At 61.0% G+C, this 16,987-nt stretch carries 17 protein-coding genes, 4 pseudogenes and 1 riboswitch; of the genes and pseudogenes, 14 read left to right on the top strand and 7 right to left on the bottom strand.

What is annotated here, in order from left to right; all coding sequences use genetic code 11:
* Positions 1–14: 14 nt before the first annotated feature.
* The 3 genes from INQ47_RS02210 (at position 15) to INQ47_RS02200 (ending at position 2,723) form a co-directional block, all read left to right on the top strand.
* A complete protein-coding gene (locus INQ47_RS02210) occupies positions 15–1,460 on the top strand; it encodes a curlin (RefSeq protein WP_404700953.1) in 1,446 nt (481 codons plus the stop codon).
* A 159-nt stretch (positions 1,461–1,619) separates the two neighbouring features.
* Entirely contained in the window at positions 1,620–2,267 is a 648-nt protein-coding gene (alkB, locus tag INQ47_RS02205; RefSeq protein ID WP_404700952.1) for a DNA oxidative demethylase AlkB, read from the top strand.
* 168 nt (positions 2,268–2,435) lie between these two features.
* Positions 2,436–2,723, top strand: coding sequence for a hypothetical protein (locus INQ47_RS02200; RefSeq protein WP_404701226.1), 288 nt, complete (start codon positions 2,436–2,438; stop codon positions 2,721–2,723).
* A 123-nt stretch (positions 2,724–2,846) separates the two neighbouring features.
* Here INQ47_RS02200 and INQ47_RS02195 read toward each other — a convergent pair whose 3' ends face one another.
* The 4 genes from INQ47_RS02195 to INQ47_RS02180 form a co-directional block, all read right to left on the bottom strand.
* Complete coding sequence (locus INQ47_RS02195) at positions 2,847–3,107, bottom strand: DUF1652 domain-containing protein (RefSeq protein ID WP_252460058.1); 261 nt, start codon at positions 3,105–3,107, stop codon at positions 2,847–2,849.
* Positions 3,108–3,402: 295 nt separating this feature from the next.
* Positions 3,403–4,290, bottom strand: a complete 888-nt coding sequence (locus INQ47_RS02190) for a pirin family protein (protein WP_404700951.1) — start codon at positions 4,288–4,290, stop codon at positions 3,403–3,405.
* 96 nt (positions 4,291–4,386) lie between these two features.
* Entirely contained in the window at positions 4,387–5,259 is an 873-nt protein-coding gene (locus INQ47_RS02185; protein ID WP_404700950.1) for an alpha/beta fold hydrolase, read from the bottom strand.
* Between the two features lie 21 nt (positions 5,260–5,280).
* Positions 5,281–5,910 carry a LysE family translocator gene (locus INQ47_RS02180; RefSeq protein WP_252460063.1) on the bottom strand — a complete coding sequence of 210 codons (630 nt, stop codon included), beginning with the start codon at positions 5,908–5,910 and terminating at the stop codon, positions 5,281–5,283.
* 124 nt (positions 5,911–6,034) lie between these two features.
* On the opposite strand from INQ47_RS02180, the gene INQ47_RS02175 reads away from it, so the two are divergent.
* The 8 genes from INQ47_RS02175 to INQ47_RS02140 all read left to right on the top strand — a co-directional run bounded on the left by INQ47_RS02175 (position 6,035) and on the right by INQ47_RS02140 (position 13,424).
* Positions 6,035–6,514, top strand: coding sequence for a GNAT family N-acetyltransferase (locus INQ47_RS02175; RefSeq protein ID WP_404700949.1), 480 nt, complete (start codon positions 6,035–6,037; stop codon positions 6,512–6,514).
* A 105-nt stretch (positions 6,515–6,619) separates the two neighbouring features.
* Positions 6,620–6,843, top strand: a riboswitch (cobalamin riboswitch).
* A gap of 92 nt (positions 6,844–6,935) precedes the next feature.
* Positions 6,936–7,124: a CbtB domain-containing protein gene (locus INQ47_RS02170; protein ID WP_021783823.1), complete on the top strand. Its 189-nt coding sequence runs from the start codon at positions 6,936–6,938 to the stop codon at positions 7,122–7,124.
* A gap of 9 nt (positions 7,125–7,133) precedes the next feature.
* Complete coding sequence (locus tag INQ47_RS02165; RefSeq protein WP_404700948.1) at positions 7,134–7,820, top strand: CbtA family protein; 687 nt, start codon at positions 7,134–7,136, stop codon at positions 7,818–7,820.
* A complete protein-coding gene (locus INQ47_RS02160; RefSeq protein ID WP_404700947.1) occupies positions 7,820–8,206 on the top strand; it encodes a cobalamin biosynthesis protein in 387 nt (128 codons plus the stop codon). The genes INQ47_RS02165 and INQ47_RS02160 overlap by 1 nt, the downstream gene beginning before the upstream one ends.
* Before the next feature lie 34 nt (positions 8,207–8,240).
* Positions 8,241–8,993: a precorrin-4 C(11)-methyltransferase gene (gene cobM / locus INQ47_RS02155; protein WP_404700946.1), complete on the top strand. Its 753-nt coding sequence runs from the start codon at positions 8,241–8,243 to the stop codon at positions 8,991–8,993.
* 66 nt (positions 8,994–9,059) lie between these two features.
* A complete protein-coding gene (locus INQ47_RS02150) occupies positions 9,060–9,302 on the top strand; it encodes a DUF1272 domain-containing protein (RefSeq protein WP_252460068.1) in 243 nt (80 codons plus the stop codon).
* A 221-nt stretch (positions 9,303–9,523) separates the two neighbouring features.
* A complete protein-coding gene (locus tag INQ47_RS02145; protein WP_404700945.1) occupies positions 9,524–10,138 on the top strand; it encodes a response regulator in 615 nt (204 codons plus the stop codon).
* Between the two features lie 13 nt (positions 10,139–10,151).
* Positions 10,152–13,424: a transporter substrate-binding domain-containing protein gene (locus INQ47_RS02140; protein WP_404700944.1), complete on the top strand. Its 3,273-nt coding sequence runs from the start codon at positions 10,152–10,154 to the stop codon at positions 13,422–13,424.
* On the opposite strand, the pseudogene INQ47_RS02135 reads toward INQ47_RS02140, so the two are convergent.
* Together INQ47_RS02135 and INQ47_RS02130 are read right to left on the bottom strand one after the other, a co-directional pair.
* A pseudogene (locus tag INQ47_RS02135) lies at positions 13,399–13,818 on the bottom strand (methyl-accepting chemotaxis protein); the annotation flags it as partial. The gene INQ47_RS02140 and the pseudogene INQ47_RS02135 sit on opposite strands and share 26 nt — an antisense overlap.
* 117 nt (positions 13,819–13,935) lie before the next feature.
* Positions 13,936–14,613 (bottom strand): annotated as a pseudogene (locus tag INQ47_RS02130) (PAS domain-containing protein); the annotation flags it as partial.
* Positions 14,614–15,164: 551 nt separating this feature from the next.
* Here INQ47_RS02130 and INQ47_RS02125 point away from each other — a divergent pair.
* Positions 15,165–15,498, top strand: a pseudogene (locus INQ47_RS02125) (IS66 family transposase zinc-finger binding domain-containing protein); the annotation flags it as partial.
* 20 nt (positions 15,499–15,518) lie between these two features.
* Positions 15,519–15,617: pseudogene (locus tag INQ47_RS02120) on the top strand (transposase domain-containing protein); the annotation flags it as partial.
* A 30-nt stretch (positions 15,618–15,647) separates the two neighbouring features.
* On the opposite strand, the gene INQ47_RS02115 reads toward INQ47_RS02120, so the two are convergent.
* Positions 15,648–16,337, bottom strand: coding sequence for a YafY family protein (locus tag INQ47_RS02115; protein WP_209965614.1), 690 nt, complete (start codon positions 16,335–16,337; stop codon positions 15,648–15,650).
* Between the two features lie 69 nt (positions 16,338–16,406).
* Here INQ47_RS02115 and INQ47_RS02110 point away from each other — a divergent pair, with 69 nt between their 5' ends.
* A complete protein-coding gene (locus tag INQ47_RS02110) occupies positions 16,407–16,772 on the top strand; it encodes a VOC family protein (RefSeq protein WP_401103044.1) in 366 nt (121 codons plus the stop codon).
* Positions 16,773–16,987 lie beyond the last annotated feature (215 nt).

Below are 16,987 nucleotides of genomic sequence, written 5' to 3'. Positions count from 1 at the left end.
CCTGGAGGCACCACATGTACAAGCTCGCTCCGTTAAGTGCCGCTATCGTCCTGGCCCTCGCAGGTCAGGCCATGGCTGCTGACAGCACCTCGTCCCAGACCCAGGACGGCAAGGAAAACATCGCCGAAGTCTCTCAGAGCCAGGCATCCTTCGCCTCGGCCACCCAGACCCAGACTGGCAAGGGGCACAACCACCTCGCCGTGCAGGCCGAAAGCACCAGCGATATTCAGCAGAGCGCCACCGGCCAGTACAACGCCGGCTACGCTGAGCAACTGTTCGAGAACGGCAGCCAGATCACCCAGCAGGCCGCAGGCAGCTACAACGATGCCTTCGCCAGCCAGTCGATAGGGTCGAACAACGAGTCGCTGCAAACCCAGCAAGGCGTCGGCAATAGATCCACCGTGTGGCAGGACAGCCAGGAAGGCAGCAAAGCCACCAGCTGGCAATCCGGCCAGCGCAATGAGGCGTTCATCGAGCAGACCTTCGGTGGCAGCAACAATCGCAGCACCGTCAACCAGACCGGCCATGACAACTACGCCACCACCGAACACCTGAACCATGTCGATGGCGATATCCAGATCTACCAGGATGGCCACGACAACTGGGCCTATGGCGACCAGCGTGACGGCACCGGTGGCACCATTGCCATTGGTCAATACGGGGGTGGCAACTCGGTGGAAGTGTGGCAGGACACACAGGTGGGTAGCCAGGCCTCCGTGGTCCAGACCGGCCAGCTGAACGAAGGCTATATCGACCAGAGCTTCGGCGTCAGCAACAAGGTCAGCCTGTCGCAGCAAGGCAATGCCAACGCCAGTTGGTCGGACCAGTTCGAAACCAACAATTCAAACACCACCATCACCCAGACCGGCAACAACAACCTGCATTTCACCTATCAGAATGGTGAAAACCTCAACCTCACCATCAACACCCAAGGCAATGGCAACAGCATCACCGCCAGTAACTGGAAAGGCGCCAAGATGGGAGGCCAGTTCGGTACCAACCAGAACGCCACCATCAACCAGACCGGCAATGGCAACGGCGTCAATCTGACCCAGAAGGGCGCTGACCAGCTGGCCACGCTGACCCAGACAGGTAAAGGCAACCAGATGTCGACCAAGCAGGATGACGTCAGCAACGAGCTGTACTTCGAACAGAACGGCACTGACAACATTCTGATCGCCGACCAGCGTGGTACCGACAACTATGCCTACGGCAGCAGCCAGGGCACCGGCAATACCATCACCCTCGACCAGTCCGGCTATAGCAACCAGAGCTACACCAACCAACTTTACGGAAGCGGCAACGAAGCCACCATCAAACAGACTGACAACATCAACGTCGCCTACGTGACCCAGGGAGGCCAAGGCAACATGGCGTTCGTCGACCAGAGCGGTGTCGCCCAATCCGCCACCATCACCCAGCTGGGCAACGCGAACCTGGCCACTGTGACCCAGCAGTAAACCGCTCCCCCTTGAACCGCGGTGCTCCTCTCCCTGGTGCCGCGGTTCCTTTTTCTGTTGTCCCGCCCTCTGCAAGCTTTCGATCCGGTCAGCACGTGCAAGCCCTTGGATTGTATCTGTCGAGGTACAATGGCAAACCGATCGAAGATGTGCAGCAGCATGATCCAGTCCGACCTCGACCTGTTCGGCCCCCAGCCGCAACGCCTGGCCAGCCATACCGTGCTGCTGCCTGGCTTCGCCCTGGCCGAAACCGAGGCGCTGCTCGATGCCCTGCGTCCGGTGTTGCGTGCCGCGCCGTTCCGGCACATGTACACCCCCGGAGGCCTGCGCATGGCAGTAGGGCTGACCAACTGCGGTACGTTGGGGTGGGTGAGTGATCAACACGGCTACCGATACAGCCCCAACGACCCACTCAGTGGCCAGCCCTGGCCCACCCTGCCCCCGGTTCTGCTCGCGTTGGCCTCCCGCGCGGCAGCCATGGCCGGGTTTGACGGTTTCGTGCCGGATGCCTGCCTGGTCAACCATTACCTGCCAGGCACACGCCTGAGCCTGCACCAGGACCGCGACGAGCAGGATTTCGGCCAACCGATCGTGTCGGTGTCGCTGGGTTTACCTGCGGTGTTCCTGTTTGGCGGCCTGCAGCGTGCCGACAAGGCTCAGCGCATTGCACTGAGCCACGGCGATGTGCTGGTCTGGGGCGGCGAAGACCGCTTGCGCTTTCACGGCGTGCTACCGATCAAGCCCGGTGTCCATCCGCGCCTGGGCGAACGGCGGATCAACCTGACCTTGCGCAAGGCAGGTGCCTGAACAGGGTCAGTCCTCTGCCGCCCAGCGCAGAACAAGATGAACCCACATGAAACACATTGAACATCTTGGCCAGGCAAGCTTCGAATGATAAGCCGCCTACTTTTGTCTGGAGCCTGCCATGCCAAACCCGCCTGGTTCTTCGAGCCGTTGCAGCGGAGCCATGTACCGATGAAGATGCCTGGCCGCGCCCCCAATGCCTCGCTGCAGCTCGATTACGTACGCGACACCCTGTTCGGCCCCGTGGCGCAAAGTGTAGAATGCCAATGCCAGCTGGCCGCCCTCAACCTGCAAGGCCTCCCAGGGCTGCGCTTGCACATTTGCCCCCCATTGCCCGACAAGATCGACCGCGCTCACAGTGTGGCCTTCATCTGGGATGGACGGAGTTACCATGGCGTGGTCCGTGACAAGTGTAAGTGCGGCGACGGTGGCCTGAACCTGCTGCTGGAACTGCAATAAGCCCAACAGCGGCAACCCGGGCGGCGCTGATGGCTGCCAGGGCTGATACCTGCGCGCTCTATTCAGCAGCCAGAATGCAAGAGCCCGGACCAGCCTGAGCTGACCCGGGCACGACAGGTGCGCTCAGGCAATGGCCTTGAGTGACGCCGGGTGGCTGTCACGCAGCGCATGCAGCTGCTCCACCAGGTTGACCAGATCACGACAACTGTTGAGATCTTGCAGGGCGACCCCACTGAGGGTCACGCCTTGATCGAGATCCTGGCCCTGGCCCAGGCGGATGGTCAGGTTGGCGCCGTCCGGGCAACTCACTTCACAGCGATCTGGCAAGCAGGCCTGCTCGATCAGTTGCCGCATCTCTAGCATGGAAACGCCTATCAACGACATGTTACGACCCTCTCTGTGGGATGGCCTGTTGTATGGAAGTACGCCTATGTCGGGCGGGGCGCCAATTGATATTGCGCATGCTCGGCCAGCTGTCCATGCGCCCGGGCAATGAGCTTGCGAGGAATCCTTTAGCACCTTAGTGGAAGATTCTCTGCGTGCGCCGTAGGTTCGAATGCAATTGCAGACTTGACGACGAGTGGTCTCGGACGACAACGCATTGGCCAGGATCCAGCCGGGTCGCTGGGGAGATGGCCTGCCAGTGAAAGGGCCGGGGCAGGCCACCCAATCAACAGGATCAGTGCGCGGCACCTCCCCTCTCATCCTGCATCTGCCCAAACCGCCCGGCATGGAAATCATCAAACGACTCGGCAATCTCCGCCTGACTGTTCATCACGAACGGGCCGTAGCCGACAATCGGCTCATCGATTGGCTCACCGCTGAGCAGCAGCACACTGGCGCCGTCCAGCGCCTCGACGGCTACGTCTACACCCTCCCGGTCGAGCAGCACCAGGCTGGACGGGCCTGCTTCGCGCTCGCTATTGATTCGAACGTTACCACGCAACACCACCAGCGCCGCATTGCGACCGGCAGCAACCGGCAACTGCAGGGTCGCGCCGACGTTGAGCCGCAAATCCCACACATCCATCGCCGTGAAGGTCCGCGCCGGCCCCTGGTGCCCATGGTAGTCACCGGCAATCACCCGTAAGCTCCCGGCATCACCGTCCAGCGCTAGCACCGGAATGTCGCCGGCCAGCAGCGTCTGGTAGCCGGCCGCTGCACGCTTGTCCCGCGCCGGCAGGTTCACCCACAGCTGGACCATTTCCAATGTGCCACCACTGCGGGCGAAGCCAGGGGAATGAAACTCTTCATGGATGATGCCGTTGGCAGCCGTCATCCACTGCACGTCACCAGGGCCGATCAAGCCGCCAGCACCGGTAGAGTCACGGTGCTCCAGTTCACCCTGGTAGACGATGGTCACCGTCTCGAAGCCGCGATGCGGATGCTGGCCTACACCGCGTCGTGCCTGGGTCGGGGCGAAATCATGCGGGCCGGCGTAGTCCAGCAGCAGGAACGGGCTGATCCGGCTGGCCAAGTTGTCGTAAGTGAACAGGCTGCGCACCGGGAAACCATCCCCCACCCAATGGGCGTGAGGGCTGCGGTGGATACCCAGAATCTTTTTCATGAGAAGGCTCCTCTCTTGGTTGAGATAACCTTATCAATGATGCCAATCAAGCGGTAGCTGACTAAAATGGCATGCTTCGTCCCACCTGCAGAACAGTCAACCCTGCAAGAAACCGAGCACCTGCTCGGCCGCCATGACCGGGTCTTCCTGCATGAAACAGTGCCCACCGGGAACTTGCCGTGCGGTCACATTGCGGTTTAACAGCGCCAGGCGATTCACCGAGTGTGGCACAAAGGGATAGGTGTCTTCGCCATACAACACCCGTGTCGGCGTCCTGATTGCAGTCAGGCTGGCCCACATGCGTTTAGGGAACGAGCTGAAGATTTCCACTTCACGGCTGGGCCGGCACTTGAGCACCACAGCCTCGCCACAATCCCCGATGGCATGCTCGACATAGGCCTGCAGTGCCGCATGTGTCCAGCCTTTGAAGATGCCGCGCCCTTCCAGCGAGGCCAACGCCGACTCGCGATCGGGCCAGTGGCTGCGGCGGCTGGCAGCCTTGCGGGCCAGGCCGTGGCGCTGATGCAGGCCGACCAGGGCTGCCGCCCCCATCACGCCGATCATGCGCCGGCTGAACAGTACCGGGTCGAGCAGCACGGCACGTGCGAACAGTTGCGGCTCACTGCCCAGGATCAGCCCAGTGAGTACGCCACCGAAGCTGTGGCCTACGGCAAACCGCTGTACGTCGCCATACTCGCTACGTCCGCCCTGAAAGGCCTCCACCGCCAAGGCGGCGGTGCGGTTCCAGCCGCGAAACACCCCGCCATGGTCACTGTCGCCATGGCCTTGAACGTCGCATAGCCAGAGGTCGAAATGCTCGCCCAGGCGCATCAGCAGCGGTTGGTAGGTCAGGCAACAGAAGCCGTTGCCATGCAGGAAATGCAGCAGCGGTTTGCCACTGGCCGGGGTTCGCCAGCCACGCAGGGTGAAACCTTCGGCGCATTCGTGGGACCAGGGAATCAACTGCATCGGCTTACTGTACTCTCGGGGTCAGGAAAACGCTGATTCTACAAACAGCAGCGGGTACAGTGAAATCACCAGCAACAGGGCCATCACGACATTGAACAGCATCAGCCAGCGCGAATGCTGCAACAGGTTGCGCAGGGCGCTGCCGAACATCACCCATACCCCCACGCTCGGCAGGTTGACCAAAGCGAACAAGGCCGCAATGACGATCACGTTGGTTACATAGCCCTGCGCGGGCGTGTAGGTGGTAATCGCCCCCACCGCCATCACCCAGGCCTTCGGGTTGACCCACTGGAACGCCGCTGCCCCCCAGAAGCCCAGCGGTTTGCGGGCACTGGACGAGGCCGTGCCGACCGGCCCGGAAGTGGCGATCTTCCAGGCCAGGTACAGCAGATAGGCGGCGCCAGCGTAGCGCAGCACCGTGTAAAGTGGCGGCCAGGCCTTGAATACCTCACCCAGCCCCAGGCCGACGGCCAGCACCATCATCATGAAACCGAAGCTGATACCCAAGGCATGAGGGACCGAGCGGCGCACGCCGAAGTTCACCCCCGAGGCCAGCAACATGGTGTTGTTGGGGCCTGGCGTGATGGAAGACACGAAGGCAAACAGCACAAAGGCGGTCAGCAGGTCGGCAGAGGCAAGCATGGCGGGCATTCCACTTTCTTTATAGGTGCTGTCACACTACCGGAGTCGCCTTTCCCAGCGACTGGTACAGTTTGATTAAATTACGTAGATACACATCACTGTATCGACAATCCGGACCAAGGAAGCCGTCACCATGAGCCTCACCATTCGCCCTGCCGTGCGTACCGATGCCGAGCAGATCCTCACCTTCATCACCGAACTGGCCGAGTACGAACGCGCTCGCCACGAGGTAGTCGCCACCCTTGCCGACATCAAGCACAGCCTGTTCGACGAAGGCAGCACTGTGCACGCCCTGATGTGCGAGCGTGATGGCCGTGCAATCGGCTTTGCCGTGTACTTCTACAGCTACTCGACCTGGCTCGGGCGCAATGGCATCTATCTGGAAGACCTGTACGTAACCCCCGAGCAACGCGGCGATGGCGCCGGCCGACAGTTGTTGCAGCACATTGCCCGCGAAGCGGTGGCGAACAACTGCGGGCGCCTGGAATGGAGCGTGCTGGACTGGAACGAGCCAGCGATCGGCTTCTACCAGAAACTGGGGGCCGAAGCGCAGGATGAGTGGGTGCGTTACCGGCTGGATGGCGACAAGCTGGCGGCATTCGCCCGCGGGTGAACACCCGGTTCCTGCACTTCTGCCTGCGGGCCTGAGCCTGTCGTACCTGCTGTTCGACAGCCTCGCGCTGTGTATGACATTGACGCCAAGCCCGCCCCATGCTCTCCTTATGCCTCGCGTTCAGGTGCCCCTCACGGGGTGAAACGGGAAACCGGTGCGTCCCAGGCCCTTCTGCAGGGCCGGACAATGCCGGTGCTGCCCCCGCAACGGTAAGCGAGTGAAGCGTCTGTACCACTGTGCCTTGTAGTACGGCATGGGAAGGTGACGCGTTCCAGGAGCCCAGCTCTTCCTCGCAAGCCCGGAGACCGGCCTGACGTTCATGAACACCCCGCGGTGGGCGGGCGCTGTTGCATTCCCTTGGGCGACCACGTCCGGGGCTGCCGCGCTCGCCCGTTGCCCACAAAAAGCAGAGGATCGCGTCATGCCCGTCACCAGCGCCAAACAACACAGCCTTGCTACCCCCGTTACCCTCAGCCGGCGTGTAACCATCGCCGTCGGTGCCAGCTTGCTGGGTCTGTGCCTGGTCTACTTTGCCGGGTTCTCGCACATCGAGGCCGTGCACAACGCCGCCCACGACACCCGCCACAGCGCCGCCTTCCCCTGCCACTGAGTACGCCTGATGATCACGCGCATTGCCCGTACTGCGGGCTTCAGCGGGCTCCTTGCAGCCCTGTTGCTGACCTTGCTGCAAAGCTTCTGGGTTGCTCCGCTGATTCTGGAGGCGGAAACCTACGAGTCCTCGGCCCCGGCCGCACACCACGAACACGGTAGCGAAGTGGCCGCTCATGAACACAGCGCCGAAGCCTGGTCGCCGGAAGACGGCTGGCAGCGCGTGCTGTCCACTACAGGCGGCAACCTGGTGGTCGCGGTCGGCTTCGCCCTGATCCTCGCCGCCCTGTACAGCCTTCGCGAGCCCAAACGCGCCACCACTGGCGCATTGTGGGGGTTGGCTGGCTTCGCCGTGTTCTGCCTGGCCCCAACCCTGGGCTTGCCACCAGAACTGCCAGGTACTGCAGCCGCCGACCTGGGGCAACGCCAGACCTGGTGGGTCGGTACAGCCAGTGCCACAGCCGTGGGCCTGGCCTTGCTGGTATTCGCCCGCCACTGGCTGCTGAAGGCACTGGGCGCCGTGCTGCTGGTCATGCCTCATGTCATCGGTGCACCGCAACCTGAGGTGCACGAAAGCCTGGCCCCCGAAGCATTGGAAACCCAGTTCAAAGTCGCCTCCTGGCTGACCAACGCCGCCTTCTGGCTGGCCTTGGGCCTGCTCAGCGCCTGGCTGTTCCGCCGTTCCAGCCAGGCTTGATGCCTGCCTTCTACGCCGGTTTTGGCTGCCGCCGGGGTTGCCCGGCAGATACCTTGCAACGCTTGCTGCACCAGGCCCTGGACAATCAGGGCCTGGCGTTGGCTGACCTGCGCGGCATCGCAAGCATCAGCCTGAAGGCCGACGAGCCCGGGTTGTTGCAACTGGCAGAGCACCTAGGTTTGCCTTTGGTGCTGTACCATGGCGCGCAACTGCAACCCTATGAACCACTGCTCAGCCACCGATCCGCCGCTGCCCACCGGCACAGCGGCTGCTGGGGCGTAGCCGAGAGCGCGGCACTGGCCCTGGCCAGCCAGAGGCAGGGTACAGCCAGGTTGCTGCTGACGCGCCAGGTACTGGGCCCAGCGACGCTCGCCCTGGCCTGCTGAACGTTTCGTACCCTCTTTCTTGCCAGGACTTAGCATGACCATCTACTTTATCGGTGCCGGCCCCGGCGACCCGGAGCTGATCACGGTCAAGGGCCAACGGCTGATTCGTCAGTGCCCGGTGATCATTTATGCCGGTTCACTGGTACCCGCCGCCGTGCTCGAAGGCCACCAGGCCGAAACCGTGATCAACAGCGCCGAACTGCATCTGGAACAGATCATCGCTGCCATGCGCAGCGCGCACGAACAAGGTCAGGATGTGGCCCGGGTGCACAGCGGCGACCCCAGCCTGTACGGCGCCATCGGTGAGCAGATCCGCCACCTGCAGGCGCTGGGCATCGATTACCAGATCATCCCCGGCGTTACCGCCACGGCAGCGAGCGCCGCCCTGCTCGGCTGCGAGCTGACCTTGCCTCAAGTGGCGCAGACGGTGATCCTCACCCGTTATGGCGACAGTTCGCCCATGCCGCCTGGTGAGCAGTTGGCCGACCTGGCGCGCCATGGCAGCACCCTGGCAATTCATCTGGGGGTCAAGCACCTGTCGCGCATTGTCGATGAGTTGGTGCCGCACTATGGCGCGCACTGCCCGGTTGCGGTGGTGCATCGGGCCACCTGGCCAGACCAGGATTGGGTGCGCGGCAACCTCGGTGATATCGTAGAACGCGTAGCGGCCAAGGATTTCCGGCGCACGGCGCTGATCCTGGTAGGCCACGTACTGGGGGATACGCCGTTCGCCGAATCGGCCTTGTACCGTACCGGGCATGCCCACCTGTATCGCCCTGGCGACTGAACATTGCCAGCCTTGCCTCGGGCGTAGCAGACTCCAGGTTCCCGCCTGTGAACAGGAGTCATGCCCATGCTGGAGTTACGCCCCAACTGCGAGTGTTGTGATACCGACCTGCCGGGTGACAGCCCCGACGCCCTGATCTGCTCCTTCGAATGCACGTTCTGCCGTACCTGTGCCGATACCCGCTTCCAAGGCCGCTGCCCGAACTGTACCGGGCAGTTGGTAGCCCGCCCGACGCGGGTCGGGCAGGCATTGGCCAACAACCCTGCCTCCACACTGCGTATACACAAACCGCACGCAGCCTGCGCCTGAGCAACTGCAAAGAATCGGCATCACCGCTGTTTCAGGGTGATGTCTTTCCTGTTTCTTGTAGGATTTTTCAACAATAAGCACTGAGGATTTCAACACTTCTATACTCGGCATTACCAAACTTCGGGAATGGTCGTATCGTGCAGCGCTTCCGATAACCCCACTTGCAGACGTATTCCTGAGTGTTCCAGGAAGCGGACCACATCCCTACAGGAGTTTTCCTCATGACAACCGTGCTGATCGTCGACGACCACCCTATTGTCCGGCTGTCCTTGCGCCTACTGCTCGAGCGCGAGCGCTTCCATGTCGTCGGCGAGGTCGGCAATGGCAGTGAAGTGGCTCAGGTAGCCCGCGAACTGCGCCCGGACGTGGTCATCCTCGACATCGGCCTGCCTGGCCTGGACGGCATGGAAGTCATCAAGCGATTGCAGAGCCTGGAGCCGGTACCGAAGATCATGGTGCTGACCGGCCAGGCCACCGATCTGTATGTACGCCGTTGCCTGGATGCCGGGATAGGTGCCTTCGTCACCAAGGAAGAGGACCACGAGGCCCTGCTGTTTGCCCTGAAGGCCCTGATCAAGGGCTATTCGACCTTTCCGCAAATGTCGGTCAACAGCAACTCGCTGGAGAGCGAGCCTGTGCGCCTGGCCAGCCTCTCCAACCGGGAAATGGAAGTGCTGCGGCGCCTCGCACGCGGCGAAAACAACAAGAACATCGGCACTTGCATGAACCTCAGCGCCAAGACAATCAGCACCTATCGGGGCCGTATCATGGAAAAGCTCAAGACCGAGTCGCTGGTGGAAATGGTCGACCTGGCCAAGCGCAACAGCGTCTATTGAGCGCTCGGCTGCCATGAAACAGCTGCTGGCGAGCGTCCTTATGGCTCTAGGTCTGGCCAACTCCATGGTGCTGCAGGCCAGCAGCGAGCCACGCCATCTGCTGGCACGCTCAATCAGTGCCGCTGCCCCGCTGGCGTTATCCGGCGAGGATCGCCACTGGCTGAAACAACACCAACGCCTGGTACTGGGCAGTGCGCGCCCCGACTACCCCCCGTTCGAAATCAATGTGAGTCAGCATGACTATGAGGGGTTGAGCGCAGACTACGCCGGCATCATCGGCGAACAGCTTGACATACCCATTGAAGTACGCCGTTTTGACAGCCGTCACGAGGCCATCACTGCCCTGCGTGATGGCCGTATCGACTTGCTGGGTAGCTCCAACGCTTTCGAAGCGGCGGACGCCCAGCTTAGCCTGAGCACCCCCTATGCCGACGACCTGCCAGTGATCGTCACCCTCGAGGGGCGCAGCTTGAAAAGCACGCCCAACCTTGCCGGCCTGCGCCTGGCGATGGTCGATCACTACCTGCCGGCCGCCAGCGTTCGCACCCAGTACCCCAAGGCGCAACTGAGCCTGTACCGCTCGACCCTGGCCGGGCTCGCTGCCGTCGTGCTGGGCGAGGCAGACGCCTATCTGGGCGATGCCATCAGCACCGACTACATGATCGGCAAAAGTTTTCAGGGCACGTTGAAAATCGACCATTTCTCCCAACTGGCCCCAGAGGCTTTTGCCTTCGCCATCGCCAGCGACAACCCGCGCTTGCATCGGCTGGTGGACAAGGCGCTGTCACGTATTAGCGAAAGCGAACGTCTGAACATTCTGCGCCGCTGGAGCAGTGGTAACACCAGCCTGCTGCTGCAGCGCCACCTCACTGCCTTGAGCGAAGAAGAAGAATCCTGGATCACCGCCCACCCCACTATCAGCGTACTGGTCAATACCTCGCTGGCACCTTTGACGTTCAATGATGCTCAGCACCGCCCTAGCGGTATCACCCTGGACCTGCTCAAGCAGATCTCATTGCGCACGGGGCTGCAATTCAAACCGGTCGAGAGTGCTTCATCGCAGGTCATGATCGACCGCCTGGTCCACGGCGAAGCACAGATGATCGGCGCGCTGGGCTATGGCGCCGACCGCTTGAAGCAACTGCGCTACACCCGCCCCTACCTGGTCAGCCCGCGCGTGCTCGTCACCCGCGACGACGGCGAATCATCTGCACAGGCCAAGAACCTGGATGGCAAGCGCATCGCCTTGGTGCGCGGTTCACCACAGGAGGCCGTTTTGCAACAGCGATACCCACAGGCCGAGTTGGTCGAAGTTGACAACCCCCTCGCCCAGATGGAGGCCGTGGCCAACGGTGTTGCCGACGTGGCCCTGAGCAGCCATATCAATGCTACCTATTACATCAGCCATGTGTTCAAGGAACGTTTGCGCATCGCCGGCGTGCTCGACGACGCCCCGGCCATTGCCGCCTTTGCGGTAGCCGCCGACCAGCCCCAGTTGCAGGCCATTCTCGACAAGGCGCTGCTAAGCATTCCGCCTGAAGAACTCGACCAACTGATCAACCGCTGGCGTACCAGCACACTGGTGAGCGACAGCCCATGGCGCGACTACCGCACCCTGGCCTTGCAGGTGCTCGTGCTGTCGGCCCTGCTGCTGGCCGGGGTGGTGTTCTGGAACAGCTACCTGCGCAAGCTGATCAACCAGCGAACCGAGGCACAGCACGCACTGCAGGCACAGCTTGCGCTGAGCCGCGGGCTGCTGGAGCAGTTACGCCAGGCCAAGGACGATGCCGAACAGGCCAGCCAGACCAAAAGCACCTTCCTGGCCACCATGAGCCATGAAATCCGTACCCCGATGAATGCCGTGATCGGTCTGCTGGAACTGGCCCTGGAAGATAGCCGCAGCGGCCGCAGCGACTCCCAGACCCTGCAGACCGCCCATGATTCAGCCATTGGCCTGCTTGAGCTGATTGGCGATATTCTCGACATTTCTCGTATCGAATCCGGGCACATCAGCCTGCAGCCGGTGCCTACCAATCTGGTCGAACTGGTGCGCGCCACGCTGCGGGTGTTCGAAGGCAATGCCCGGGCCAAAGGGTTGCATCTGCAGGGCGAGCTGCCTGCAGAGCCGGTATGGGTGCTGGCTGACCCATTGCGACTCAAGCAAATTCTGTCCAACCTGATCAGCAACGCCATCAAGTTCACCGACCGTGGTGAAGTGCAGGCATGTCTGCTGCTACCCAAAGTTGCCGGCCACGGCATTCTGGCAATCGAGCTGAATGTGCGCGACACCGGCATCGGCATCAGCCCCGCCGACCAGGCCAGGCTGTTCAATGCCTTCGTTCAGGTCGATGGCCCCAGGGCACGTCAAGGGGCTGGCTTGGGGTTGGTCATCAGCCGTACCCTGGCCGAACTGATGGGCGGCTCCTTGAGCCTTCAGAGCGTCGAGGGCGTTGGCACCCGAGTGCAAGTCAACCTGCAGTTGCCCGTCTGCGCAGCACCGGCACAAGCGGAAGAGCAACTCACGGCGCCTGAAAGCAGCAGCGGCCCGCTCAATATCCTGGTGGTCGACGACTACCCGGCCAACCTGCTATTGCTGGAACGGCAACTGCAAACCCTGGGGCACCACGTGACACTGGCGGAAAATGGCGAAATCGCCCTCGCACGCTGGCAGGACGCGCGCTTCGACCTGGTGATTACCGATTGCAGCATGCCGGTCATGGACGGGCATGAACTCACCCGGCGCATTCGCAGCCTGGAGGTCGAGCGCGGCCTGCCGGCAGGCCGTATTCTTGGGGTAACCGCCAACGCCCAGGCCGAGGAGCGTACTCGCTGCCTGGCCAGTGGTATGGACGAATGCCTGTTCAAGCCGATTGGCCTGCGCACACTCAAGACCCATCTGCCCCAGGTGCGCCCTCAGCAGCCGTCACCGCCCCCCTGCCATAGTGGGTTCGACCTGGCCGAATTGCGCCACCTGACCCAGGACGACGAACAGTTGACGCGGCATTTGCTGGAGCAATTGTCGATCAGCGTCGGTGAAGACCTGGCCGCCCTGCGCGCCTTGGCAACAGACGCCCCTGATGACGCAGTGCGTGCCTTGGCCCACCGCATCAAGGGTGGCGCCAAAATGATCAGGGTGCGCACCGTGGTCAAAGACTGTGAAGCTATCGAACACGCCCACGCACAAGGGCTGCCGACTGCCGAACAACGCGCGCAACTGCAAGTCAGCCTGCAGGCACTGCTTGACGAGATGCGCGAGGCGCTCAATGCAATTGCAGCGTCGAGCTGATCTGGCTGATGGCATCCACGACGTGCCGTGAGCCTTGCTGGATTTCCATGATCACCGTGCCCGCCTCATTGGCCAGCGCCACGCCGTGACCGGTGCGGTTGAGGCTCGATTGCATGCTGGCCACTGCCAATAGCGACAGGTCGTGGTTCTGCCGCACCACATCGACAATTTCCAGGGTGGCCTTGCTGGTTCGCGCGGCCAGGTTGCGCACCTCATCGGCCACCACAGCAAAGCCGCGCCCGTGCTCGCCGGCACGTGCAGCCTCGATGGCTGCGTTAAGGGCCAACAGGTTGGTCTGGTCGGCAATGCCACGGATGGTCAGCACAATCTGCCCGATCACATCCGACTGCTTGTTCACCGCATCGATGCTGCGCGCTGCGTCGTTAAGCTCCTGGGAAATCTGCTCGATTACCTGCACCGCCTGTTGCACCACCTCGGTACCTTTGCGCGCGCAGGCATCGGTTTGCACCGAACTGGCATGGGCGGCATGGGCGGCGCTTTGCTGGGTGCAGACCTGCTGGGTGATGTCGCTGGCAAACTTGACCACTTTGCACAGACGGCCCTTGCTGTCGAAGATCGGGTTGTAGGAGGCCTCCAGGAAAACGGTCTGGCCTTGCTTGTTGACGCGTTCGAAGCGGTGTGAATGGTACTCGCCACGGTTCAGAGAAGCCCAGAACTCGCGGTACTGGGCCGATTCGCGTTCATGCGCCAGGCAGAACAGCCCGTGGTGGCGGCCAACCACCTCATCGAGGCGGTAGCCCATGGTGTCGAGAAAGTTCTGGTTGGCCTTGATTACCCGGCCTTGCGGGGTGAACTCGATCACCGCCATGGAACGGCTGATGGCCTTGAGCAGGCTTTCGCTCTCGTGCTCCAGCACCACCCGCTGGGTGATGTCAGATGCCACCTTGATTACGCTGGTGACTTGCCGTTGCTCGTCCAGCACTGGCATGTAGCTGGCTTCCAGCCAGACTTCGCGCCCCGCCTTGTCGATGCGCTCGAACGTACCGCTGATTGCCTTGCCCTGCCCCAACTCGCGCCACAGTTGCTGGTATTCGGCGCTTTTTGCATAGTCCGGCTCACAGAACAGCCGGTGGTGCTTACCTCGCAGCTCGTCGGCGCTGTAGCCCATGGCCTGGCAGAAGCGCTCGTTAGCGTCGAGAATAGTACCGTCAGGGGCGAACTCGATCATCGCCATGGAACGGCTGATAGCAGCCAGTTTGCTTTGCGCATCGGCCAACGCCTGGCGGCTGCGCTGGATTTCTGCCAAATCAGACTTGCGATGGAAATCGAACATGACGCGGGGCTCCCTATGCGCGGTTTTCTGAGCATAGATCGCCGTTGGCAAGTCGTGGCATTTGTGGCGCCTGATAGATCCAGCGCCGTTCGCGCGGCGCATCGCGAACAAGGTCGCTCTTACACCTACAGCGCCTGTCTTTAGGCAGGCCGGTTTCCTTGCGATCACTTGCAAGGCGAAAAATCCGTAGCGCCCGGGGAGCTCACCTTCCGGACTCCAGCATTAAGGGCGATGGTGTCTGCGTCTTTTTAAGCGGACGCGATCACCCTTGAGGCGTCAGTGATCATCGAGTTACCCATGGCCGAGCAAATGATCACGGTGAAATGGCCAGCCTCAGATCCCGAAGGCTGCTCGGTGCAGGCGGTGTGATCAGCATGCTGTAAACGCCGGCCATTTGGCCGTTCTACATGTCGTCGTCCAGTACCTGCTCTGGGACAATCGGCGGCATGACTTCGTTGCCCAACCTCGACCAGATGACCCCGGAACAGCTTCGTGCCTAGGTAGCACAGGCGTTGCAGTTGCAGTCTCAGGTCGAGCCGATGAGCAAGAAGATTCAGGCAGTTTCCGCGTAACCTAATTCGTCACGAACCCGAAAACACCCTGTGCGCCTGTGGCTGCCGACTTCAACCCATTGGTGAAGACGTCAGCAAGAAGCTGGACTACACGCCGGGCGTATTTACCGTCGAGCAACATAAGCGTGGTAAGTGGGCCCGCCGTCAGTGCGAAACCCTAGTTCATTCGCCAGTGCCAGCGCAGGTCATCGATAAAGGTATCCCGACCTAGAAACTTGCGATGGGCATGATCCGTATGCCTATCTCAAAGATGTGCTGACGCGGCTGCCGACGCAGCGGGCCAGTATGATCGGGCAACTGCTGCCTCACCAGTGGAGGCTGGCCTGACTCATCTATGCCTGCCCCATTGAAATTAGTTCATGGAACTACATCCAAACGCGAGCCTCGCCACTTGGCCAGCAGCCACCCTCCTTGGTTTTTGAAGTCAGCATCGAGGAGTACTAGGGATTGAATTCGATTTAATAGGAAGTGCCTGAAGTCCCTGCGAGATTCACACCATGCAGCTAGGATTTCCATATCTTCAAAATATCCAATTCCCAGCGGCCAAACGGTACGCTCCGTCTCTACGGATTTTTCACTCACATAGACTAAGCGAATTTTCGTCTCCAGCCGTATGGCATCGCGTAAGCACTTGGCGTCAAACCCATATGCACCACGAGATTGAGAGGATGCAGCGAATAATGGCGTCTTGAACAATCTACCAGCAACAGCTGATGGTAGTACCGCTTCTGCCTTTGACAATACGTCGAGCGCTGCTTGAGCCAACGACGCGTCAGGTTGCTGTGCTACCCAACGCATGCCAAGCATCAGTGCATCAAGCTCTTGCTCATTGAACATAAGAGGTGGGAGAACGAATCCTGGACGGAGTATGTAGCCGATACCAGCCTCACCCCGAATGTCGGCGCCTTGAGCCTGCAATGTAGCAATATCGCGATACACAGTGCGCAGACTTACTGACATCTCCTCCGCAAGCCTCTGTCCAGTCACTGGATGACGGCGCGCGCGCAGAATTTGTACGAGAGAAAGAAGTCGTTGAGTACGGGTCATGCGTCAATGCTGACATTTTTTGTCAGCAGAGTCGAATAGCATCTGAGCCTCAATGTTCGAGGATATTTCATGGCAAGCCCAAACCTATTCCTGTTGTACGTAAAAGACCCTCAGAAAAGCTGTGCCTTTTATGAAAAGTTGCTTGAACGGAAGCCGCAGTCGGCATTCCCCAGTTATGTTTCGTTCTTGCTTGATAATGGTACGGCTTTGGGCCTCTGGTCGACCAATGCCAAGGATTACAAAAGCGGAGGTAGCGGTCATCGTACCGAGGTTGCCTTTCTGGTTGAGACGGAAACGCAGGTAGAAGATCTTCATCAAAAATGGACGGCTGAAGGCGTCCACATTGAGCAGGCGCTTCACCACGCAGTGTTTGGTCTGACATTCGTGGCACTCGATCCGGATGGCCATCGACTACGAGTGTGCATGCCTGATTGACTTGATTCTTGGCATGGATTCGAAAAATGTCCATGCCTCGCATTCCTTCAGTCATGCCAAAGCACGCGAAACTGACTCACGTGTACACTATGCGTCAGGTTCCGCTCTGCTGAGTGTTCGCCGGACGCTTACCAAGATCCATCCGTTAACGCCCCCGTAGGAGCGGGTTCACCCGCGAACACCGGCACAGCCGGTGCCATGCCCCGCGTCGCCGG

The sequence above is a fragment of the Pseudomonas sp. 3HC3 genome (assembly GCF_044904505.1).
GTDB lineage: Bacteria > Pseudomonadota > Gammaproteobacteria > Pseudomonadales > Pseudomonadaceae > Aquipseudomonas > Aquipseudomonas putida_Y.
The sequence above is the reverse complement of the archived record's forward strand: the minus strand, read 5'-3'. Positions and strand labels throughout refer to the sequence as shown.

What these genes read in the sequence shown, in the direction of transcription:
- INQ47_RS02175 (WP_404700949.1), top strand. Translation starts at nt 6,035, where the DNA reads ATGAGCCTCACCATTCGCCCTGCCGTGCGTACCGATGCCGAGCAGATC.
- INQ47_RS02110 (WP_401103044.1), top strand. Translation starts at nt 16,407, where the DNA reads ATGGCAAGCCCAAACCTATTCCTGTTGTACGTAAAAGACCCTCAGAAA.
- INQ47_RS02165 (WP_404700948.1), top strand. Translation starts at nt 7,134, where the DNA reads ATGATCACGCGCATTGCCCGTACTGCGGGCTTCAGCGGGCTCCTTGCA.
- cobM (WP_404700946.1), top strand. Translation starts at nt 8,241, where the DNA reads ATGACCATCTACTTTATCGGTGCCGGCCCCGGCGACCCGGAGCTGATC.
- INQ47_RS02160 (WP_404700947.1), top strand. Translation starts at nt 7,820, where the DNA reads ATGCCTGCCTTCTACGCCGGTTTTGGCTGCCGCCGGGGTTGCCCGGCA.
- INQ47_RS02145 (WP_404700945.1), top strand. Translation starts at nt 9,524, where the DNA reads ATGACAACCGTGCTGATCGTCGACGACCACCCTATTGTCCGGCTGTCC.
- INQ47_RS02170 (WP_021783823.1), top strand. Translation starts at nt 6,936, where the DNA reads ATGCCCGTCACCAGCGCCAAACAACACAGCCTTGCTACCCCCGTTACC.
- INQ47_RS02190 (WP_404700951.1), bottom strand. Translation starts at nt 4,290, where the DNA reads ATGAAAAAGATTCTGGGTATCCACCGCAGCCCTCACGCCCATTGGGTG.
- INQ47_RS02185 (WP_404700950.1), bottom strand. Translation starts at nt 5,259, where the DNA reads ATGCAGTTGATTCCCTGGTCCCACGAATGCGCCGAAGGTTTCACCCTG.
- alkB (WP_404700952.1), top strand. Translation starts at nt 1,620, where the DNA reads ATGATCCAGTCCGACCTCGACCTGTTCGGCCCCCAGCCGCAACGCCTG.
- INQ47_RS02140 (WP_404700944.1), top strand. Translation starts at nt 10,152, where the DNA reads ATGAAACAGCTGCTGGCGAGCGTCCTTATGGCTCTAGGTCTGGCCAAC.
- INQ47_RS02195 (WP_252460058.1), bottom strand. Translation starts at nt 3,107, where the DNA reads ATGTCGTTGATAGGCGTTTCCATGCTAGAGATGCGGCAACTGATCGAG.
- INQ47_RS02200 (WP_404701226.1), top strand. Translation starts at nt 2,436, where the DNA reads ATGAAGATGCCTGGCCGCGCCCCCAATGCCTCGCTGCAGCTCGATTAC.
- INQ47_RS02210 (WP_404700953.1), top strand. Translation starts at nt 15, where the DNA reads ATGTACAAGCTCGCTCCGTTAAGTGCCGCTATCGTCCTGGCCCTCGCA.
- INQ47_RS02115 (WP_209965614.1), bottom strand. Translation starts at nt 16,337, where the DNA reads ATGACCCGTACTCAACGACTTCTTTCTCTCGTACAAATTCTGCGCGCG.
- INQ47_RS02150 (WP_252460068.1), top strand. Translation starts at nt 9,060, where the DNA reads ATGCTGGAGTTACGCCCCAACTGCGAGTGTTGTGATACCGACCTGCCG.
- INQ47_RS02180 (WP_252460063.1), bottom strand. Translation starts at nt 5,910, where the DNA reads ATGCCCGCCATGCTTGCCTCTGCCGACCTGCTGACCGCCTTTGTGCTG.